Genomic DNA, 17,058 nt, shown 5'->3' with positions numbered 1-17,058 from the left:
ACGGCGGCGCTCCGCGCCGCCCCGCTCATGATGCAATTCCTCGGGCCTGAAGACCCGGGGTTCCTTGCAAGAGAGGCTGAAGTCGGGGGTTTTGGTGAGGAGTTGGAGTTGGTCTTCGTTCGGGTGGGGGGCGGGTTCGGTCGTGGGGATCTGCGGTGGTGGATGGGGGACTGCGTCCGCGGCCTGCAGGCGCCGGTGGGCCGCGAGAACGGCTGGCGATTGGCCGAGTATGCCGGACATCGTGACCCTGCTGGGCTGTGGCACCTGCTCGGCGGTGCTCGCTGGGAGGTCGAGGCCGGATCGGTGGCCAGCCGGCCCCATCCTGGCTACATGACGCGACCGCAGCGGCCTGGCAGATCCTTGGCCGCGGCGAGCTGGATGGCCAGGGCTCCGGTGGCCCCGCCTCCGTTGGTGATCAGGAGCCGCTGTTCTCGGCTGAGGTCCAGCTCCTCCAGGGCCTGCAACGCGGTGAGTCCGTTGACCGGCAGTGCCGCCGCGTGCACGGCGTCAAGATCGGGTGGGCACGCTGCCGTGTGATCCGCGTTGATCAGAACGCGTTCGGGCCAGAAGCCGCTTCCCCCGCGCAGCGGGGCTTCGTGTGCGAGTACCCGGTCGTCTGCGGCAAACCCGGTGACACCCGCGCCGACGGCGAGCACCTTGCCCGCGCCCTCCACTCCCAGCGCTGCCGGGGGGCGCAGCCCCACGTCCCAGCCGGCGCCGTTGAGCAGTCGGTCCCACGGGCCGACCCCGGCCGCCTCAACCGCCACCAGGATCTGACCGGGCCCGGGCGATGACGGTTCGGACAACTCCAGCAGGGCGGCTTCCCTTCTCGGCCCCGGACACTCCGCACGCCTTCACAGCAGATCTTCGGCCTCTCACTCAGTCCGGCCGACCGGGAGGTACGGGCCGGGAACCCAAAGCAGGCAGCAGTATCAACCGCGGCACTCCTGATTGAGGTCGCTCGTGGTCTCAGCCGCATCGGTGTCGAGCGTATGCAGCTGGTGGCCCGGTCATGCGGTCAATTTGAAGAGCGACTGACTGGGCCAACCGTGGGATGGAGACGCTTCAAAAAGGCGCAAGGAGTCCGCGGGCCGTGCAGCCAACCAACTGTGGGCGCCGCGCGGCTGCTGTCGTGGCGCCCCGAGCCGCCGGCATGGTGCCGGCGGGACACGGCCAGGGCGATGGAGCACGGCCCATGCGTTCCGGCCCGTTGTATCCGGACGGCGCAATTCACTCGGGGGCGCGGCTTTCCGCCCAGGGAAGAGCATCGGGTCTCATGCGCGTCGGATGACCAGCACGGCCACGTCGTCGAGGTGGTCCACCGCGGCCACCGCGCCGAGGATTCGGTCTGCGGTCGCCTCGACGTCGAGCCGGTCCTGGAGGGCTCGACCGGCCAGCGCTCCCGCTCGCTCCAGTCCGGCTTCCAGGGTCAGGCCCGGCCCTTCGACCACACCATCGGTGACCATGACCAGCGCGGTGCCCTCTTCCAAGGTGAAGGTCTCCTCGGGGTACTCGCTGTCGGGCACGATTCCCAGGACCGGCCCGCCGGGAAGTGCGCGGATGGTGTGGCTGCCGTCGTCGCGTGCGTGGAGCAGCGGCACATGGCCTGCGCTGGTGCCGATGACCTGTCCGTCCTGCGGATCGACGTGCAGCATGATGCAACTTGCGAAGCGTGGCACGTCCATCGCGACGAGCAACTCGTTGGTACGCGCCAGCACCGTTCCCGGCTCAGGCTCGTGGGCGGCGATCGCGCGCATGGACGAGCGCACCTGGCCCATGAAAACCGCGGCATCCACGTCGTGCCCTTGAGCGTCGCCGATTTCCAGTGCGACCGCACCGTCGGGCAGGAAGAACGCGTCGTACCAGTCTCCGCCGACGTCCAGCCCGTCCCGGCTGGGCTGATAGCGGGCGGCGATCTGCAGGCCTGGGAGGTGCTCCGGCAGCGTCGGGAGCATGCTCTGCTGGACCGCCGTGGACAGCTCGACGTGGGCTTGTTGCAACCTGATGCGCCTCAGCGCCTGGCCTGCCAATTCGGCCAGAGCCGTCGTGAAGGCGAGCTTCTCGGAGGACGGGGGGTGCTCACTGTCGTACGTCACCACCCAGGCCCCGAGCGGCTGGTCGTCCGGCGGGCTGAGGGGGGTGATCGACAAGGCGGTGCCGGGGACGGGGCGCGGCACGGACAGACTGTCATCATGCATCCAACGGCGGACGAACTCCTCGTGGTTGGGGAAGAACTGCGCCTGACCGGTACGGATCACGCAGGGCAACGGCCGGTCCTCGTCCAGCGACAGGCCGTGCAGAGCACCAGCCTCCCACAAGGGAATCCCGGCATCCGAGGAGACCCGCAAGCGCCCGTCGTCGACGACGGCGAAGAGCGCGCCGCAACCTCCGACGGCCGCGGCGAGCCGGGCCAGGACAACCTGCTGCAGTTCCTGCTCGGTGGCGGCGGTGAACAGGGCGGAGGAGAACGCGGTGATCCCGTCGGCGCGCTGCCGTTCCGCGCTCACCTCGGCCAGCATCTTCTGGCGGTGTGCCTCCGACTGGGTGTCGTCGCGGACCACCGCGAAGACCCGTTCGGGGCCGCCGTATCCCAACTGGACCCGGCGGGTCTGGCCCGCGAGGACACGCCGGTCGCCGTCCTCGGTGAGGAACCGCGCCCTGATCCACGGGGACTGGGCGGCGGACGGGCGCACAAGCCGCTGCACGTCGCTTCGGTCATCAGGGTGCACTCGACTGATCATCTCGGACAGGGGCACCGACGGCTGCGGGAAGAGCGTGGCCAGGGCGGGTGCGCCCCCCAGCGACTCCAGCTGGTGCTCATCGGGGGAACACATCCACAGGCCCAGGCCGGCGTCCTTCGCCGCAAGCTGGAACGGGATCAGCAGACCACCGAGGTCGTGTTCCGCGTCCAACGAATGCAGCCACACGAGCCGCTCGCCACTCGCGTGATCCGTCACCGGCCGCGCCTCGAGGAGGCAGGCCGCGGATGCGGTGCCCGTGCCGGGAAACTCCAGCACACGCATCGCAACCATCTTCGTCGTGGCCCCGTGCACCAGCAGGCTCTCAGCCGAGATGCGCTGATCCTCGGAGAGCAGATCAACGAAGCCATGGCCCACGGACTGTTCCCGCGGCCTGCCCAGTGCCGCGGCCATCGCGGCGTTGAGCGAGCAGATGACACCGTCCGGGGTCAAAAAAGCCGACGGTGTAGCCCTCTGAAGAAGTTCGTCCGAGGTGTCCACGTGCCGCTCCCTGACCATCGTCGAGCGATATATCCCTATTGTTCTTCAATAACAGTATCCGCCGCAGGGCAGGTCGTTCCCCCTGTCGCTCATGACGAGGACATTCCCACTGCCGACCCGGTCGAGGGCAAGGTGTGGTCAGCCGGGAGCAGGGTCCCAGCCGGTGCAAGCCGACAAGAAGGCGGCGCAGTCGGTCACGGCGGCGGGTCTCCCGGAACGTCTCGTACGACGCCAGGGGCACGCCGGCCCGGACGATCACCGCAAGCGTCGCGACCACAAGGAGCAGGGCGCCGACCCGGTTCGGGCTCACTGTGCCGATCCGCGCGGCGATCGACGCGCGTCGACGAGCGCCGGTGGCGACCTGCTCAGGATCGGGCGGGCCCCGGCGTGACGGTCAGCAGAACCAGCCGTCCTGGACCCAGACGTGGCGGTTGATGTCGCCGTAGGCCCAGCCGCTTTGCTTGCTCTCGACCAGAAAGGTCTGGCCGTGGTAAAGCGTGCCCATCCATGCACCCTCGGTTACTTGTCATGTACTCAACCTCCGTGCGGGGCTGTCCCGACGCCGACGCGGCCGCCGCGACAACGCCACCCTGCGGTCACCGGCCAACGACGCCGACCGCAGGACTCGGACAGCGAAGAGCCCGCAGTTGTTCAAAGCCGTGAGCCGACTGCCGACCACCAACTGGACATCAAAGGCGCTCCCCGCCTGCGCGGGCCCTCCGGCGAAGCCGTCTGCGACCTCGTCGGCCTTCCCCTGGCCACCGTGTGTACGACGACTCGCCGTAGAGCACCCGGACCGGCCATGCGCCCGATCCCACACCGGCGCGGCACTTGCCGCGTGCTGCCGGGGGCTGCGAACTGCTGCTGTGGGACAGCGCATGAGTGCGCTCCGGCGTGCAGGGGTGAGTGCTCGGGCGGAGCCGGCGGGCAACCGGACGTCATATACGGCCGGTACCGCCCGCCATCCGCATCGCCCACACCAGGCAGCCGAGCGCGCCGCCGGTGACCAGGGTCCGTGCGATGTTCCAGTGCACCCATGCCGACTCGAACCGCGCCCGAACCGTCGCCGGATCGTGGATGCGCGCCGGCGCTCCCGCGTCCGCCAGGTGGTTGTTGAGCGGCACGTTGAAGCCCATCGTGACCACAAGCGAGGCCGCGTAGAGCACGACGCCCGCAATGATCCAGGGCAGGGCGGACCGCCCCGCCCCGCCGCGGTGCAGCACCGCGGCGACCACACCGAGCACGAGGGCGCCGCCGAAGGCGAGTGCGAACCAGCCGTTGAGAATCACCACGTTCACCCGCTGCATCGTCCCGATGAACGTACGGTCGTCGGCCCGCGCCAGAGCGGGCATCACGGCGACGGAGAAGGCGAAGTACAGTCCGGCCATCAGACCGGTGGTGAGCGTGGCGGCAAGCAGCACCAGGCTGCGCAGGTCGCCGGTCACGGCAACTCCTCGGGTCGGGCGGCCGGCGCGAAGCGGGGCGGGCGCGAGCGGTGCCGGCGGCGCGGATAGCGCGGGTGGCGTGTTCTGCGTCATGACTTAAGTGAATCCGCGCGGCACATCGCCCGGCCATCGCCGAGAAGCTCATCCCCATACGCAGGCGTCCACACCTACTCTGTGGCCGTGACTCCACCCACGCGTAGACGCGCGGGCTTCCTGTGTCGATGGCTGGGCTACGTCGCAGAGGACCAGCCCGGCCCTGTCGAGGACGTTCGTCGCGCCGACGTGGTCCGCGTTCGCCGTGAACCCGCACGCCGTGCATGCGAACTTCGCTTGCGTTCCGCGGTTCTCCTTCGCGGCATGCCCGCACTCGGGGCATGCACGGGAGGTGTTGCGCGCGTCCACCGGGACCACGAGGCGACCGGCACTCTCAGCCTTGTTCGCCAGGATTGCGAGGAACTGCGCCCAACCCGCGTACAGGACGCTGCGGTTGAGACCGGCCTTCGCGGCAGCACCGTTCGGCAGGAAGCCGCCGGGCTGCTCGGGGTCGGGCTTGGGGGCGGGGCTCTTGGTCATGCCCGCCGTGTTGAGCCGCTCGTGCGCGATCACGTCGTGGTCACGGACCAGCGTGCGGGCGGTCTTGTGGTGGAAGTCGGCGCTCTGCCGCCGAATCCTGGCCTGCAGCGTGGCGACCTGTCGGGCCGCCGCGCGGTGGCGCTTGGTCGGCTGCCGGGTCCGCTTGGGGAACCTCGCAAGGTGCCGCTGAGCCTCGGCCAGTTCCCCGGCCACCGCGTCGAGGAAGCGGGGGTCGGCGACGTGCTCGCCGTCGGAGGTGGTGGAGTCCCAGCGGCAGCCGTCGCCGTCCTTCGGGAAGGCGACGGTGTCAAAGTGGCCGACGCCCTTGAAGCGCGAGTACCCGGGCTTCTCACCCGCCTTGACCCGGAGGAAGAACGCAGCGAACGCCTTGTCCAGGCGCCGCAAGGTGGCCTGCTGGGAGGAGAACGATCAGCGGCCCTGCCGCTCGGGGTCGAAGGTCCGGATCGCCTTGAGCTGGGCGGACTGGTCGCCGTAGCGGATCGTGGTCTTCGAGGCGTGTCGGTGGGCGTCACGGCGCTCTTGCAGGGCGCCGTTGTACAGCGAACAGTGGTCCGCCGGCATCTCGCGCAGCGCGGCCGTCTGACGGGCTGTGGGGCGCGGGAGGAACTTGTACGCGCGGATCACGAGCTGTCCTCCTCCTCCTCCTCCTTCCGCGGGCGTTCCCACTGGGTGTCGATGTACTTCTCGACCGTCGCCGCCGACACGGCACCGACCGATGCCGCGAAGTACGACGACGACCACAAGGTCGGCATCCGCGACTTCAGGTGCGGGAACTCCTCGCGCAGGACGCGGGAGGTGAAGCCCTTGAACTGGTTGGCCACGTACGAGGCCGACGACTTCGGGTCGTGCTTCACGAAGAGGTGGACGTGGTCGGGCATCACCTCAAGGGCGATGATCTCCCAGCCGCGCTCGTCGGCCTTCTGCCGGATCAGTTCCTCCAGTCGTTCCGCGACCCGGCCACCGAGGACCGGACGGCGATACTTCGGGCACCACACGATGTGGAGTCCGAGGTCGTGCACGCCGCTGGAGAATCGGCGAACCTTCCTGGTCACGGCCATGCGGTCACTCTACACACGCCGCAGGTCTAATGCGGCAGAAAGGCGGCACAGGTGAACAGTGCAGATCCGTGCACCCAGTTGAGATCAGAGCAGCCCAAAAAAGCCATTCCCCACCCCGCTCAAGCGGGGCGTCCCCTGGCTAGGTCCTGATGGACGCACTGGCCACCCTCCTCGACGGGCCGCGGGCGCGCGGCGCGTTCCTGCTGCGGTCGGTCCTCACCCCGCCCTGGTCGGTCAGGATCGCCGACCTGGCACCGCTCACCCTGATCCACATGGCCAGGGGCGACGCCTGGATCAGGACCGACGACGGACAGGCGCGGCCGCTGCACTGTGGCGACATCGCGGTGATCCGCGGACCGGAGCCGTACGTCGTCGCCGGCGACCGGCGGACCGAGCCGCAGATCGTCATCCGGCCCGGCCAGGTCTCCACCGACACCGACGGCAACGAACTGTGCGAGCAGATGAGCCTGGGAGTGCGGACCTGGGGTGACGGGCCCGACGGGGCGGACGGCGCCGGGAACAGCGCAGCGAAGCAGACCCCGCTGTCCGCGGTGATGATCAGCGGCACCTACCAGATGCGCGGCGAGATCAGCAGCCGGCTGCTGTCCGCTCTGCCGCAGGTGCTGGTGCTGGCGCAGGACGCCTGGTCCAGCCCGCTGCCCGCGCTGCTGAGCGAGGAGATCGTCCGGGACGAGCCCGGCCAGGAGGTGGTGCTCGACCGGCTGCTCGACCTGCTGCTGATCGCGGTGCTGCGGACCTGGTTCGCCCGGCCCGAGGGCGGAGCCCCCGCCTGGTACGCCGCCCAGAGCGACCCGGTCGTCGGGCCGGCGCTGCGACTGCTGCACGACGACCCCGCCCACCCCTGGACCGTCGCGGACCTGGCCGCCAGAACCGGCGTGTCCCGGGCCGCCCTCGGCCGCCGCTTCACCGACCTGGTCGGCGAGCCGCCGATGGCGTATCTGACCGGTTGGCGGCTGGCACTGGCCGCCGACCTGCTGCGCGAGCCGGACGCCACCATCGCCTCCGTCGCCCGCAGGGTCGGCTACGGCAGCCCCTTCGCGCTCAGCGCGGCCTTCAAACGGGTCCGCGGGCTCAGCCCGCAGCAGCACCGGGAGCGCACCGCGGCAGCCGCCCCCTACTAAAGGCAGCCGGTCGACCGGAAGATGACTGCAAGCGCATGTGGAGGGAATCCCGGGGGTGTCCCTTCGGCCTGCGAGACCGCAATTCGGCCTGTGGCCGGACCGCCCTTTGCGCAGGACGGTCCGGCCACAGCCCTGGCACCGGGCGGGGCGGGGACGCAGTTGGTCGGCGACGGCTCAGGGGAGGATGGAGTCGACGTAGCCGCCGTCGACGCGCAGGGCGCCGCCGGTGGTGGCGGAGGCGAGGGGCGAGGCGAGATAGACGACCATGTTGGCGATCTCCTCGGGCTCGATGAGGCGCTGCAGCAGGGACTGGGGACGGTGCTTGACCATGAACTCGTGCTGCGCCTGGTCCCAGGGCAGCTCGTTGCCGACGAGTTCGCGGACGAACTCCTCGACTCCGCCGGTGTGGGTCGGCCCGGCGATGACGGAGTTGACGGTGACGCCGGTGCCGGCGGCGTCCTTGGCGAACCCGCGGCTGACGGCGAGCAGCGAGGTCTTCGTCATGCCGTAGTGGATCATTTCGGCGGGGATGACCACCGCCGAGTCGCTGGCGAGGTTGAGGATCCGTCCCCAGCCGCGTTCCTTCATGCCTGGCAGGTATGCGCGGATGAGCCGGATCGCGGACAGGACGTTGACCTCGAAGTAGCGGCGCCACTCGGCGTCGTCGATCCCCAGTGCAGCGGCGGTGCCGAAGATGCCGAGGTTGTTGACGAGGACGTCAACCGTGGGCACGGCCTTCAGCACGGCGGCGCTGCCCTGCTCGGTTGCCAGGTCGCCCACGGCGCCGGTGACGTCGTCGCTGCCGGAGCCGGCACGCACGGTACGGACGCCGCCCGCGACGCGCTCTTCGCCGCGCCCGTTGACGACGACGCTGGCTCCCGCGCGGGCGAGGCCGGTGGCGATGGCGAGGCCGATGCCCTGGGTGGAGCCGGTGACCAGAGCGGTGCGGCCGGAGAGATCGATCTGCATGATGGGTTCTTCTCGTCGAGGCGGTGGCGCTGCTACGGCGTACCTGGTGCCGCCCGTCAGGTCGGGGGTGACGGACTTGGGGATCACGATGTTCCCAGCCCGCAGGTGCCGGCACAGCATGACCTGCGCCGGGGTTAGGCCATGTGCCTCAGCGATGTCCCACGTTCGCCCCGTTGCCGAGGGCTGCGCCCCTGAGCCAGAGCCTCCAGGCCTCGGTGGCGACACCGTGCTCTGCGGGCCGGTATGCGTCCAGCTGATGCAACGCAACGAGCGAAGCGGCGGGCTGCAGTTTGGTGTCGTGGTGCCTTGCGCTGACAGGACGCATGGCCGGGGCGGCCCCCACGTTCCCGCGCCCTGGGCAAGGGCCGCCCCCCGTCTCCTGTCTCGTCTTGTCCCCAGCTGGCTGGAGAGCGCCGCCGGGTACGCCACTCGAACGGGCGGTGCGGTCGGACGTCGAGCAGTCCGCCACCCCACGACCTCTCATGCGGGATCCGCATGAATCATGAGTTTCTGCTGGTAAGTTGTCACCATGCGCACGAGTCTGGATGAGCGGGTACGGTCCTCCGTGGCCGCGCTCCTGCACGCGACCGGCGAGTCGCAGACCGACCTCGCCGCGGCCCTGGGAGTGGGCCAATCCCAGGTGAGCCGCCGGCAGTCCGGCACAGCCGCATGGACCCTGGCCGACTGCGACGCGGTCGCCGCACACTACGGCATCGACGTCCTCGAACTCCTGGCGGGACCCACCCGGGCCTTTGAGGCGCTGCCCGCTGAACGCCGTCGCGGCCATGCCCGCCACGTCAGCACCGCACGCGCTGCGGCCGCAGGGGACGGGGGAGCTCGATGACGAACTTCGACGCGATCGACGCTCTGCTCGCCGGGGCCAGGAAGGAGGTCCCGCTGCCGCCCGCCGAGGAGCGGCGCGCCCTGCGCGAGGGCCTGAGCCTTTCACGCGCCCAGCTCGCGCAGGCCTTGAACGTCAGCCCGTCCACGGTCGGGGGCTGGGAGTCCGGACGGGACCCGAGCGGTGAAGTACGGGAGAAGTACGCGTACTTCCTCGAAGGAGCCCGGGCCAAAATGGCTGCCGCCGCGGCCGAGGAGGCCCCGGCCGAGGAGGCCCCGGACGAGGAGGGCGTGGACGAGGAGGCCCCGGCCGAGGAGGGCGTGGACAACACCCCGGCCGGGACCGTCAGCGTCGAGCAGGAGCCAGGTCCGGCAGACGGTGACGACGTTGAGGCCCTGTCCGCGCCCCAGCCCTGTGTGCTGTGCGGGCAGCCCGCCTCCCACCAGGTCGCCGGATTCCCGCAGCACCTGGACCCCGCCGACTGCGGCACGGCCGAGCGCACACACGCGCGCGAGCCCGCACGGCCGCAGAAGCCCGCTCCGCACAGGGAGCCCCGCCGGCCGGCGCCCGCCGGGAGGCAGGACCAGGCGGCGCGCGGGCTCAGGGTCGTACCCGCCGGCCGCCGCCTGAAGACCGCCGACACCCCGGACCTGATCGGCTCCGCCGTCACCGCCGCCCTCGCCGCCCACTGCGGCGACATCGAAGCGGCGACCGCAGCACTGGTGAAGCGGGCCATCCCGGACGCGATGGCGCTGCTGGACGAGACCCGCAAGGGCGGCCGGTACGACATCGTCGCCCACCCCTGGCTGCCCGACATCCTGCGCAAGCAGACCGCGCGCGGCGCCGACCGGATCTGGGAGGCCCGGCCCAAGTGGTCGCGCTGCGAACTGCCGCCCGGCGAGCACGAGGTGACCGCGCTCGACGTCAACGGCGCATACCTGTCCGCACTCAAGACCCACCTCCCGATCGGCCAGCTGGAACACTCCGCCGGCGACCACCACGACCGCCGGCGCGCCGGCGTCCATCTGATCACCCCGCCCGACTGGGAACACGACGCCTACCTGCCCAACCCGATCGGCAGCCGTGACGAGCCCGGCCCGCTGTGGGTGACCGAGCCGACCCTGCGCCTGCTGCTGCGCCTGGCGGGCCCGAAGCACGCCCTGTGCGACCCCCCGCAGATCCACGAGTCCTGGACGTCAGGGGCCACCGAGAGCCTGCTGGAGAAGTTCCGCATCGCGCTCAAGGACGCCCGGGAGCGGGCCATCACCGACAACGACGAGGTGACGCTGGAGTACGTGAAGGCGATGTACTCCAAGTTCGTCTCCACGATGGGGGAGTCGAACTACAACCGGGAGATCTACCGCACCGACTGGATGCACCTCATCCGCTCCCAGGCCTTCGTGAACCTGTGGTGGAAGGCGCACCGCGCGTACGACGAGGGCCTCATGGTCGTCCGCGCGATGGGCACCGACGAGCTGCACGTGATCGGAGACTGGCGCGCGGTCTTCCCCGAGGGACGCGGCGTCACCGAGATGAAGGTCAAGGACGTCTACACCGTCGGCACACCCGCCGCCCCGGACTAAAGTCCCCCGGTCTCGCCGGCCTCGACACCCGCCACACCCCGCCGCGCCGGCCAGCTTGAGCGACGCAGGCCGCGCCGCGCTGGTCGACAACCGTCGCCCCAAGCTGCCCGAGGCACAGGTGCCAGCGACGCGACCGGGAGCGTGGGCATCCGCCGGCTCTTTACCTGCAACGGGACCACCACAGAGGCACGTTCCGTTTCGTGCAGGCGCAACTGCCGCTGTCTTCCATAGCGCTGTCCTGGCTGATCCACCGTGGCTGTCCGCCCGAGGCCATCGCATTCGCCCCCGAACGCGGCACCGCGCCGGCCGACGAAGCCACAAGGCCCCTGGAATCCGCAGGAAGCGGCTGCCAGTCATCTGTGGTTCCTGCAGAGGTGCATCGAACTTGTCGGTTCGCCGGAGTTGCGTAAGGCGGCGGAAAACTATGTGTTGCGGCTACACGATGTGGTGTATCGGGAACTTCCGAGAGGCCGGGACGTGTGGGATCACATGGCCGAGCGCCGGGAACCATTCCTGGATGCCGCACGCAAGGAGTTGGGCGTTGCGGACCTCCCTCCCAGCGGGAGCCAGGGTTTGCGGTCGCCAGGCGCCCGCCCAACTGCAGGCCGGTGGCTTCCCGGGTGTCACGGTTCCCGATGCCAGACGGTGGGCGGCGAGGGCGTGCCGACGGGGAGATCCTGGGCACCGTACTCGCTGCACGACCTCATGGTGCTCCCGCAGCAGGCGGGCCTTGAGGGCTGGGACGCACTGGACGTAGCCGCGCACGCGGAGCTGATCGAGTGGCGGGGTGGTGGGCCGCACGTGTGCGAGAGTTGGCAGTCTGTCCCAAGTGACGTCAGCAGTAGGGTGCGCCTGAACTGTTGGCCCAGAAGGAGAGGAAGGACCAGGTTTGAGCTCCTACGCGCCCGTCAGTATTGATTTCCGCGCATTGCTGGGAGGCCCTGGTCGCGTTCCGGGTTTCGCTGCCGAACTTGCCGTCCTCATCCAGGTTTGCGCCGATGGCGTGATTTAGGTAGCACTGTGCTTGTTGGACGGCTGGCCCGGCGGAATCGCGCTGCAGGTTGGGTCGCTTCTTGGTGTAGTTGCAAACGTCGTCCGGACCGGGGCCGTCCTTGCGCATCGTTGGACCCTTCGACTTCTCTGCATGGACGACTTTGCCGGACACGGTCGGTGGAGTGTCGTGCGAGGCGCCGGCGGCCGGCCCTGCTGACAGGGCAACCGGGAATACAAGGGCCGCGGCGACGGTGTATGCACGCCGCATGCTCATCACCACCTCCATCACAGGTGCGTGCCCTTTCTTCCATGCTGCGCTGGTGCCTCGCGGGCCGCATCTGGGGGAGAACCGGGGCGCGCGGCGATCGCTGCAGGCATCCCGTCCCGCTGAGCAACAACTGCGGTCAGCTCACGGGGAAAGTCGGGGATCGTGCTCGCCGAGCACGAACTCCGCCGGCCAGCGATCGTTCAGCACCTTGGCCAACAACGGGTGAGTGGATGCGACCACCTCACAGTAGGGAACCCGCCCCTCCCTCTTGATCGGCTGGCCCTCAAGGACGACCGGTGCGCGCAGCACCTCCTCGCCCCACGGCCCGACGGCGTTGCACAGCAGGCCCTCGAAGCGGTGTCCGGGCAGGGTGCCGTCGTGGACCCGCGCTACGAACTCCTCGATCACCTGGGCCGCGAGGTAGATCCAGACCAGGAAGACCACCGTGCGGCCGTCCTCAAGCGGGATCGGGAGGCGCACCTTGAGGAAGTTGCCAACGCCGTCTGCGACCATCATCGCCCCGGTGTCGACCTGCACGCGCTTGGCCCGCTCCTCCTCGGAGAGTTCCGCGACCAGGTGGGGCAGAGTCAGCTCGAAGCCCGGGTGCTCAGGGTCCAGTTCTCCGCCGCAGGAGCACCCCGCGTCGTGGGCGTGGTGGGTGTCGAGGTCGGTCGCGGGACCGCTCGGTGTGGCGCCGTCAGCCGACAGCGGGAGCAGCAGCGCGTAGTAACGCACCGCAGTGAACGCAGTCGGCTCGGGCAGGTTCAGCGCCGCCATGGCGGCCGAGGCGGCTTCGTGGCGCTCGCCGTTGACCCGAACCTCCGTCTCCATCGCGCCCGGTCGCCCGCCGTAGAAGACTTTGACGCCGTTGAAGAACGGGGATTCCAGGTCCGCGATGAACGTGTCCGAGACGCGGTGCAGCACGTTGGCCTCCAGCAGAGCACCCTGCATCCGCCGGTTCTCGGAGGTGTCGAGGCCGAAGGCCACAGCGCCGGAGATGATCGAGCGCCAGCCGGGCACGCCGCGTTCGTGTTCGGGACCCGCCTGGTCCGCGAAGCGCTCACGCTGGTCGAGGAGTTCGAGCAGGCAGGCTCCGGCCGTCTGCACCCATGCGTCGGCCGCCTCGCGAGGATCGGCGGATATCGCCACCACGCAGTCCGTGAAGCAGGGCACGTCCGGCTGGATGCTGACATCCGGCAGCGCGACCAGGTCGTAGTGCCGACCACCCCCGTGCCGGGGCGGGGCCACCGCTACCGCCCAGCCGTGCGGACTGAGCAGCGAGTTACCCTTGAGCTCGGCACCCTCCGTCACGCCGGGCGCGAAGGCCTCAAGGCCGGCCTTCACCAGGGCGAGCAACTCGGTGTCGGGCAGGCGCTCGTCGGGCTGCTCGGCCCTGCGGGCACGGCTTCGTATCCAGGACATGCGGTGGATCCTACTTAGATGTCGATGACGAGCTGTGGGCGCTGATCGAACCGCTGTTGCCCGAGGTGGAGCGCCGGACTCGGCACCCAGGGCGCAAGCGGCATCCGGACCGGCTGGTGTTCCAGGGGATCTTGTTCGTGCTGCGCACCGGGATCTCCTGGGAACACCTTCCGCAGGATCTCGGCTTCGGCTCCGGCATGACATGGTCAGGACCTCTTGACCACCAAGCTCCACTCGACCGTGCACGGATTTGAGCCGCCGGACAGAGCGCGCTGCACGGCAGGCCCGCCATGCCGCTGAGACGGCGAGAACCCGCGCCAAGCGCTCGCTGACGCGAATGCCACATCACCGCACGGGGCTGCCGTGCCGGCAGGGCAGAATGTACGGCAAGGGTCGGACCGTACGAAAAGGGCGAGGGGCGACACGGTTCAAAGCGGAGTGATATCGGGGCAGTGCGCGGTGCAAATGTGCTGTCCCGACCGGTCTCCAGCAATCGGGAGGCTGTACTTCCGCGTCGCGGAACCCGGTATCCTTGACACACGCTCAGAGATAGGTGCGCTCGCGGTTCTGTCACATGTTCGCAGGCTGAGGAGACGGTGGTGCCGGAGAGGAATATCGAGTTCGGTACATACGGTGCCCGTGGCATCAAGGGACACGAGGCCGTCGCTCGCCGGCTCGATGCGCTCGCCGGCTTCATCGCCACGCCGATCACGGCACGTCGTGGCCTGCTCGCCCGTCTGCACTACCTCACCCGCACCGACCACGCCCGTGAGGCGGCCCGTGAGGCCGGCCTGACCGTCACCGACCGCACGCTCAAGGCGTGGCTGGACGGCAAGCGCAGTCCGTCGAAGAAGAACCTGGCGCGCATCCAGACGGCCTACCGAATGGTGCGCCGACAGAATGTCGCCCGCTATCTGCTCGCGCGCCTCAACCGTGAAGGCCGCGGCACCCGTGTCGAGTTCCACCCGCTCAATCAGTCCCAGGTCGGCCGGCCCCGCCAGCGCGTGGTCTCCTACCGCACGCTCAACGTGCGCCACTGGGACCGCATCGTCGAGGCATGGGCCAACGACGACGAAGAGGCCATGGACGACGCCTGGATCAGTGACGCGGTGGTGGACCTCGGCTCCGAGTGGGGCCAGTACGAGTACGTCACCAACGTCGGGTTCGCCGCGTAGCAGGACTGTCCCAGAGCGACGAGAGCAGCCGCGAGACAGACACGAGTTGACGGCCTTGCGAAGCGGCAACCGCGCCAACGGCCCCTTGTCGCACAGCGGTCCGACGATGCCGGGTGAGGCCGGCCTCCCGCCTGAGGAAGCCGGCCTCGTCAGGTGGGGTGGGGGTCAGGGGCAGCTGATCCGGACGTCACCCGAGTCGGTCGTGCAGGTGTCGAAGTTGGGGCCGCCGTTGGCGGTGTCGTTGCCGGAGACGTTGTCGACGGTGTCGAGGTTGTCGCTGCCGTAGTAGCCGATCAGGTTGTCGTTGCCGGGACCCCCGTTGAGGGCGTCGTTGCCGTAGCCGCCGTCGAGGCGGTCGTTGCCGTAGCCGCCGTAGACGGTGTCGTTGCCGTAGCTGGCGTTGACGGTGTCGTCGCCGCCGAGGGCGCAGATCACGTCGTTGCCGCTGGTGCCGGTGATGGTGTCGTTGCCGCTGGTGCCGACGCGGGTGCAGCCGCGGGCGTTGTTGACCGTGGTGGTCGCCGTGGCGGTGTTGTTGCCGGGGACCGGGTCGGTCTCGCTCGCGGTGACCGTGGCCCGGTCGGTGAGGGTGCCGATGGCCCGGGGTTCGGCGGCGATGGTGACCGTGGCACTGGCTCCGGGGGTGAGGGTGCCCAGGGAGCAGGCCGCGCTCGTGGCGGTGGTGGTGCAGATGCCCGAGGTGGTGGTCGCCGAGACGACCGAGGCGGCAGGACCGCTGAGCGTGTCGGACAGGGAGACGTTGGTGGCAGCGGTCGTGGTGCCGGTGTTCGTCACCCGCACGGTGTAGGTGGCCCGGTCACCGATGCTGACGGCGGTGGGGCCGCTCTTCGTCACGGAGAGGTCCACGCCGGCCGGGGGCGGCGGAGTGCTGCCCCCGCCGAGGAAGCGGGCCAGGGCGAAGTCGGTGTTCGGTCCTCCCACACCGGCGGCGACGATCTTGCCGTCGGTCTGGAGGGCCACACCGTGGGCCACGTCGTTGCCGCCGAAGTCCGCGGTCGCGACGCCCCCGGTGCCGAAGCCGCTGTCCAGGCTGCCGTCGGGGTTGTAGCGCAGGACGGCGAAGTCGCCGCCGGGCCCGTTGCTTCCGGCGATGACGATCCGGCCGTCGCCCTGCACCACCACGTCGCCGGCTCCGCCGCCACCGGGGGTGAGCACCTTGCCGTCGCCGTCGAAGCCGGTGTCCAGGGTGCCGTTGGTGTCGTAGCGGGCCAGGGCGAACCTGCCGCTGCTGCCGCCGGCCGCGATGATCTTGCCGTCGGACTGCAGCGCGAGCCCTTCCACGGACTCGTAGTCGCCGAAGTCGGTGCGCTGGATGCCGCTGCTGCCGAACCCGGCGTCGAGGCTGCCGTCGTGGTTGTAGCGGATGAGCGCGAAGTCGAAGCGGGTCGACCCGACCTCGCCGCCGACGACGATCTTTCTGTCGGGCTGCAGGACCAGGGCACGTGCGTCGCCGCCCTCCTGCAGGGACGGCCCGGCCGGATTGGTGGTCACCATGCCGTCGCCGCCGCCGAAACTCGTGTCCGGGCTGCCGTCGGCGTTGTAGCGGGCCACGGCGGCGTCGCCACCGACATAGCCGGCGGCGACGATCTTGCCGGTGCCGGGCTCCACGGCGACGTCCATGGCCTCTTCGGGCTGGCCGAAGTCGGTGAACACCCTGCCGTCGCCGTCGCCGAAACTCGTGTCCAGCGTGCCGTCGCTGTTGTACCGGGCCACCACGAACCAGCAGCAGTTCTCATACCCCCGCCAGCTGCCGCCCGCCACGACGATCTTGCCGTCGGGCTGCAGCGCCACGGCGTGGGCCTCGCTCCACTGGAGCTCTCCGGGCGGGATCATGTTGTTGATGGCGGTGGTCACCTTGCCGTCGCCGCCGCCGAAGCTGGTGTCCGGGCTGCCGTCGGCGTTGCGACGGGTCAGCGCGAAGTCGCTCTCCACCGTGGTGGTGTCGGCGGCGGAGCCGACAGCGACGGTCTTGCCGTCGGGCTGCACTGCCACGTCGTTGGCCTGATCGTCTCCGACGAAGTCGGTGAGCACCTTGCCGTCGCCGTTGAACGTGGGGTCCAGATCGCCCGGGGTCGCGGCCGCCATGCCGGGAAGGGCGAGTACGAGCGCCAGACCGGTGGCCGCCACGATCTGGGCCCGGCCCGCCCTCGACCGCCGGCTCTCCCGGAATCGGCGCAGCACCGATCGCACATGAGTTGTCAGCATGGCCGCACCTTTGCGCCGGACGCATGGCATTGCGTCCGCGCCCGGGCCGCGTTGCGCTCACTGGACGCCGGAAATGCACCCCCGAGGGTGAGGGAGAAAGGTT

12 protein-coding genes and 2 pseudogenes are annotated in these 17,058 nt (G+C 69.9%); 5 read left to right on the top strand and 9 right to left on the bottom strand.

The window, feature by feature from the left end; genetic code table 11:
• Positions 1–326: 326 nt before the first annotated feature.
• The 5 genes and pseudogenes from R2S09_RS34515 to tnpA form a co-directional block, all read right to left on the bottom strand.
• Complete coding sequence (locus R2S09_RS34515) at positions 327–806, bottom strand: alcohol dehydrogenase catalytic domain-containing protein (protein ID WP_316745301.1); 480 nt, start codon at positions 804–806, stop codon at positions 327–329.
• Positions 807–1,274: 468 nt separating this feature from the next.
• A complete protein-coding gene (locus R2S09_RS34510; protein ID WP_316745300.1) occupies positions 1,275–3,191 on the bottom strand; it encodes a SpoIIE family protein phosphatase in 1,917 nt (638 codons plus the stop codon).
• 986 nt (positions 3,192–4,177) lie between these two features.
• Positions 4,178–4,684, bottom strand: a complete 507-nt coding sequence (locus tag R2S09_RS34505; RefSeq protein ID WP_316745299.1) for an anthrone oxygenase family protein — start codon at positions 4,682–4,684, stop codon at positions 4,178–4,180.
• A 228-nt stretch (positions 4,685–4,912) separates the two neighbouring features.
• A pseudogene (locus tag R2S09_RS34500) lies at positions 4,913–5,902 on the bottom strand (RNA-guided endonuclease InsQ/TnpB family protein); the annotation flags it as partial.
• Positions 5,899–6,336 carry an IS200/IS605 family transposase gene (gene tnpA / locus R2S09_RS34495; protein ID WP_316745298.1) on the bottom strand — a complete coding sequence of 146 codons (438 nt, stop codon included), beginning with the start codon at positions 6,334–6,336 and terminating at the stop codon, positions 5,899–5,901. The pseudogene R2S09_RS34500 and the gene tnpA, both read right to left, overlap by 4 nt.
• A 149-nt stretch (positions 6,337–6,485) precedes the next feature.
• Here tnpA and R2S09_RS34490 point away from each other — a divergent pair, with 149 nt between their 5' ends.
• On the top strand, positions 6,486–7,478 hold the full coding sequence (locus R2S09_RS34490; RefSeq protein ID WP_306192924.1) for an AraC family transcriptional regulator: 993 nt from the start codon (positions 6,486–6,488) through the stop codon (positions 7,476–7,478).
• A gap of 174 nt (positions 7,479–7,652) precedes the next feature.
• Here the strand turns inward: R2S09_RS34490 and R2S09_RS34485 are convergent, their stop codons facing one another.
• The gene (locus tag R2S09_RS34485; protein ID WP_316745297.1) at positions 7,653–8,447 is read right to left on the bottom strand and encodes an SDR family oxidoreductase; all 795 of its coding nucleotides are present in this window, start codon (positions 8,445–8,447) and stop codon (positions 7,653–7,655) included.
• Positions 8,448–8,976: 529 nt separating this feature from the next.
• Between R2S09_RS34485 and R2S09_RS34480 the strand changes: the two genes are divergently transcribed.
• Entirely contained in the window at positions 8,977–9,291 is a 315-nt protein-coding gene (locus R2S09_RS34480) for a helix-turn-helix transcriptional regulator (RefSeq protein ID WP_306192922.1), read from the top strand.
• Positions 9,288–10,871, top strand: coding sequence for a helix-turn-helix transcriptional regulator (locus R2S09_RS34475; RefSeq protein ID WP_316745296.1), 1,584 nt, complete (start codon positions 9,288–9,290; stop codon positions 10,869–10,871). Before R2S09_RS34480 ends, R2S09_RS34475 begins: the two co-directional genes overlap by 4 nt.
• An 835-nt stretch (positions 10,872–11,706) precedes the next feature.
• Here R2S09_RS34475 and R2S09_RS34470 read toward each other — a convergent pair.
• Positions 11,707–12,138 carry a peptidoglycan-binding domain-containing protein gene (locus R2S09_RS34470; protein ID WP_316745295.1) on the bottom strand — a complete coding sequence of 144 codons (432 nt, stop codon included), beginning with the start codon at positions 12,136–12,138 and terminating at the stop codon, positions 11,707–11,709.
• A 135-nt stretch (positions 12,139–12,273) separates the two neighbouring features.
• On the bottom strand, positions 12,274–13,554 hold the full coding sequence (locus R2S09_RS34465) for a DUF6348 family protein (protein WP_316745294.1): 1,281 nt from the start codon (positions 13,552–13,554) through the stop codon (positions 12,274–12,276).
• Between the two features lie 32 nt (positions 13,555–13,586).
• Between R2S09_RS34465 and R2S09_RS34460 the strand changes: the two are divergent.
• Together R2S09_RS34460 and R2S09_RS34455 are read left to right on the top strand one after the other, a co-directional pair.
• Positions 13,587–13,757 (top strand): annotated as a pseudogene (locus tag R2S09_RS34460) (transposase); the annotation flags it as partial.
• A 396-nt stretch (positions 13,758–14,153) separates the two neighbouring features.
• The gene (locus R2S09_RS34455) at positions 14,154–14,729 is read left to right on the top strand and encodes a transcriptional regulator (protein WP_306192974.1); all 576 of its coding nucleotides are present in this window, start codon (positions 14,154–14,156) and stop codon (positions 14,727–14,729) included.
• 165 nt (positions 14,730–14,894) lie between these two features.
• Here the strand turns inward: R2S09_RS34455 and R2S09_RS34450 are convergent, their stop codons facing one another.
• On the bottom strand, positions 14,895–16,955 hold the full coding sequence (locus R2S09_RS34450; protein ID WP_316745293.1) for a calcium-binding protein: 2,061 nt from the start codon (positions 16,953–16,955) through the stop codon (positions 14,895–14,897).
• Positions 16,956–17,058 lie beyond the last annotated feature (103 nt).

This window comes from Streptomyces sp. MK7 (assembly GCF_032658145.1).
In the GTDB taxonomy this organism is placed as follows: domain Bacteria; phylum Actinomycetota; class Actinomycetes; order Streptomycetales; family Streptomycetaceae; genus Streptomyces; species Streptomyces spiralis.
The sequence above is the reverse complement of the archived record's forward strand: the minus strand, read 5'-3'. Positions and strand labels throughout refer to the sequence as shown.

Coding starts and splice junctions, on each gene's coding strand:
- tnpA (WP_316745298.1), bottom strand. CDS start 6,336: ATGGCCGTGACCAGGAAGGTTCGCCGATTCTCCAGCGGCGTGCACGAC.
- R2S09_RS34490 (WP_306192924.1), top strand. CDS start 6,486: ATGGACGCACTGGCCACCCTCCTCGACGGGCCGCGGGCGCGCGGCGCG.
- R2S09_RS34485 (WP_316745297.1), bottom strand. CDS start 8,447: ATGCAGATCGATCTCTCCGGCCGCACCGCTCTGGTCACCGGCTCCACC.
- R2S09_RS34480 (WP_306192922.1), top strand. CDS start 8,977: ATGCGCACGAGTCTGGATGAGCGGGTACGGTCCTCCGTGGCCGCGCTC.
- R2S09_RS34475 (WP_316745296.1), top strand. CDS start 9,288: ATGACGAACTTCGACGCGATCGACGCTCTGCTCGCCGGGGCCAGGAAG.
- R2S09_RS34470 (WP_316745295.1), bottom strand. CDS start 12,138: ATGAGCATGCGGCGTGCATACACCGTCGCCGCGGCCCTTGTATTCCCG.
- R2S09_RS34465 (WP_316745294.1), bottom strand. CDS start 13,554: ATGTCCTGGATACGAAGCCGTGCCCGCAGGGCCGAGCAGCCCGACGAG.
- R2S09_RS34450 (WP_316745293.1), bottom strand. CDS start 16,955: ATGCTGACAACTCATGTGCGATCGGTGCTGCGCCGATTCCGGGAGAGC.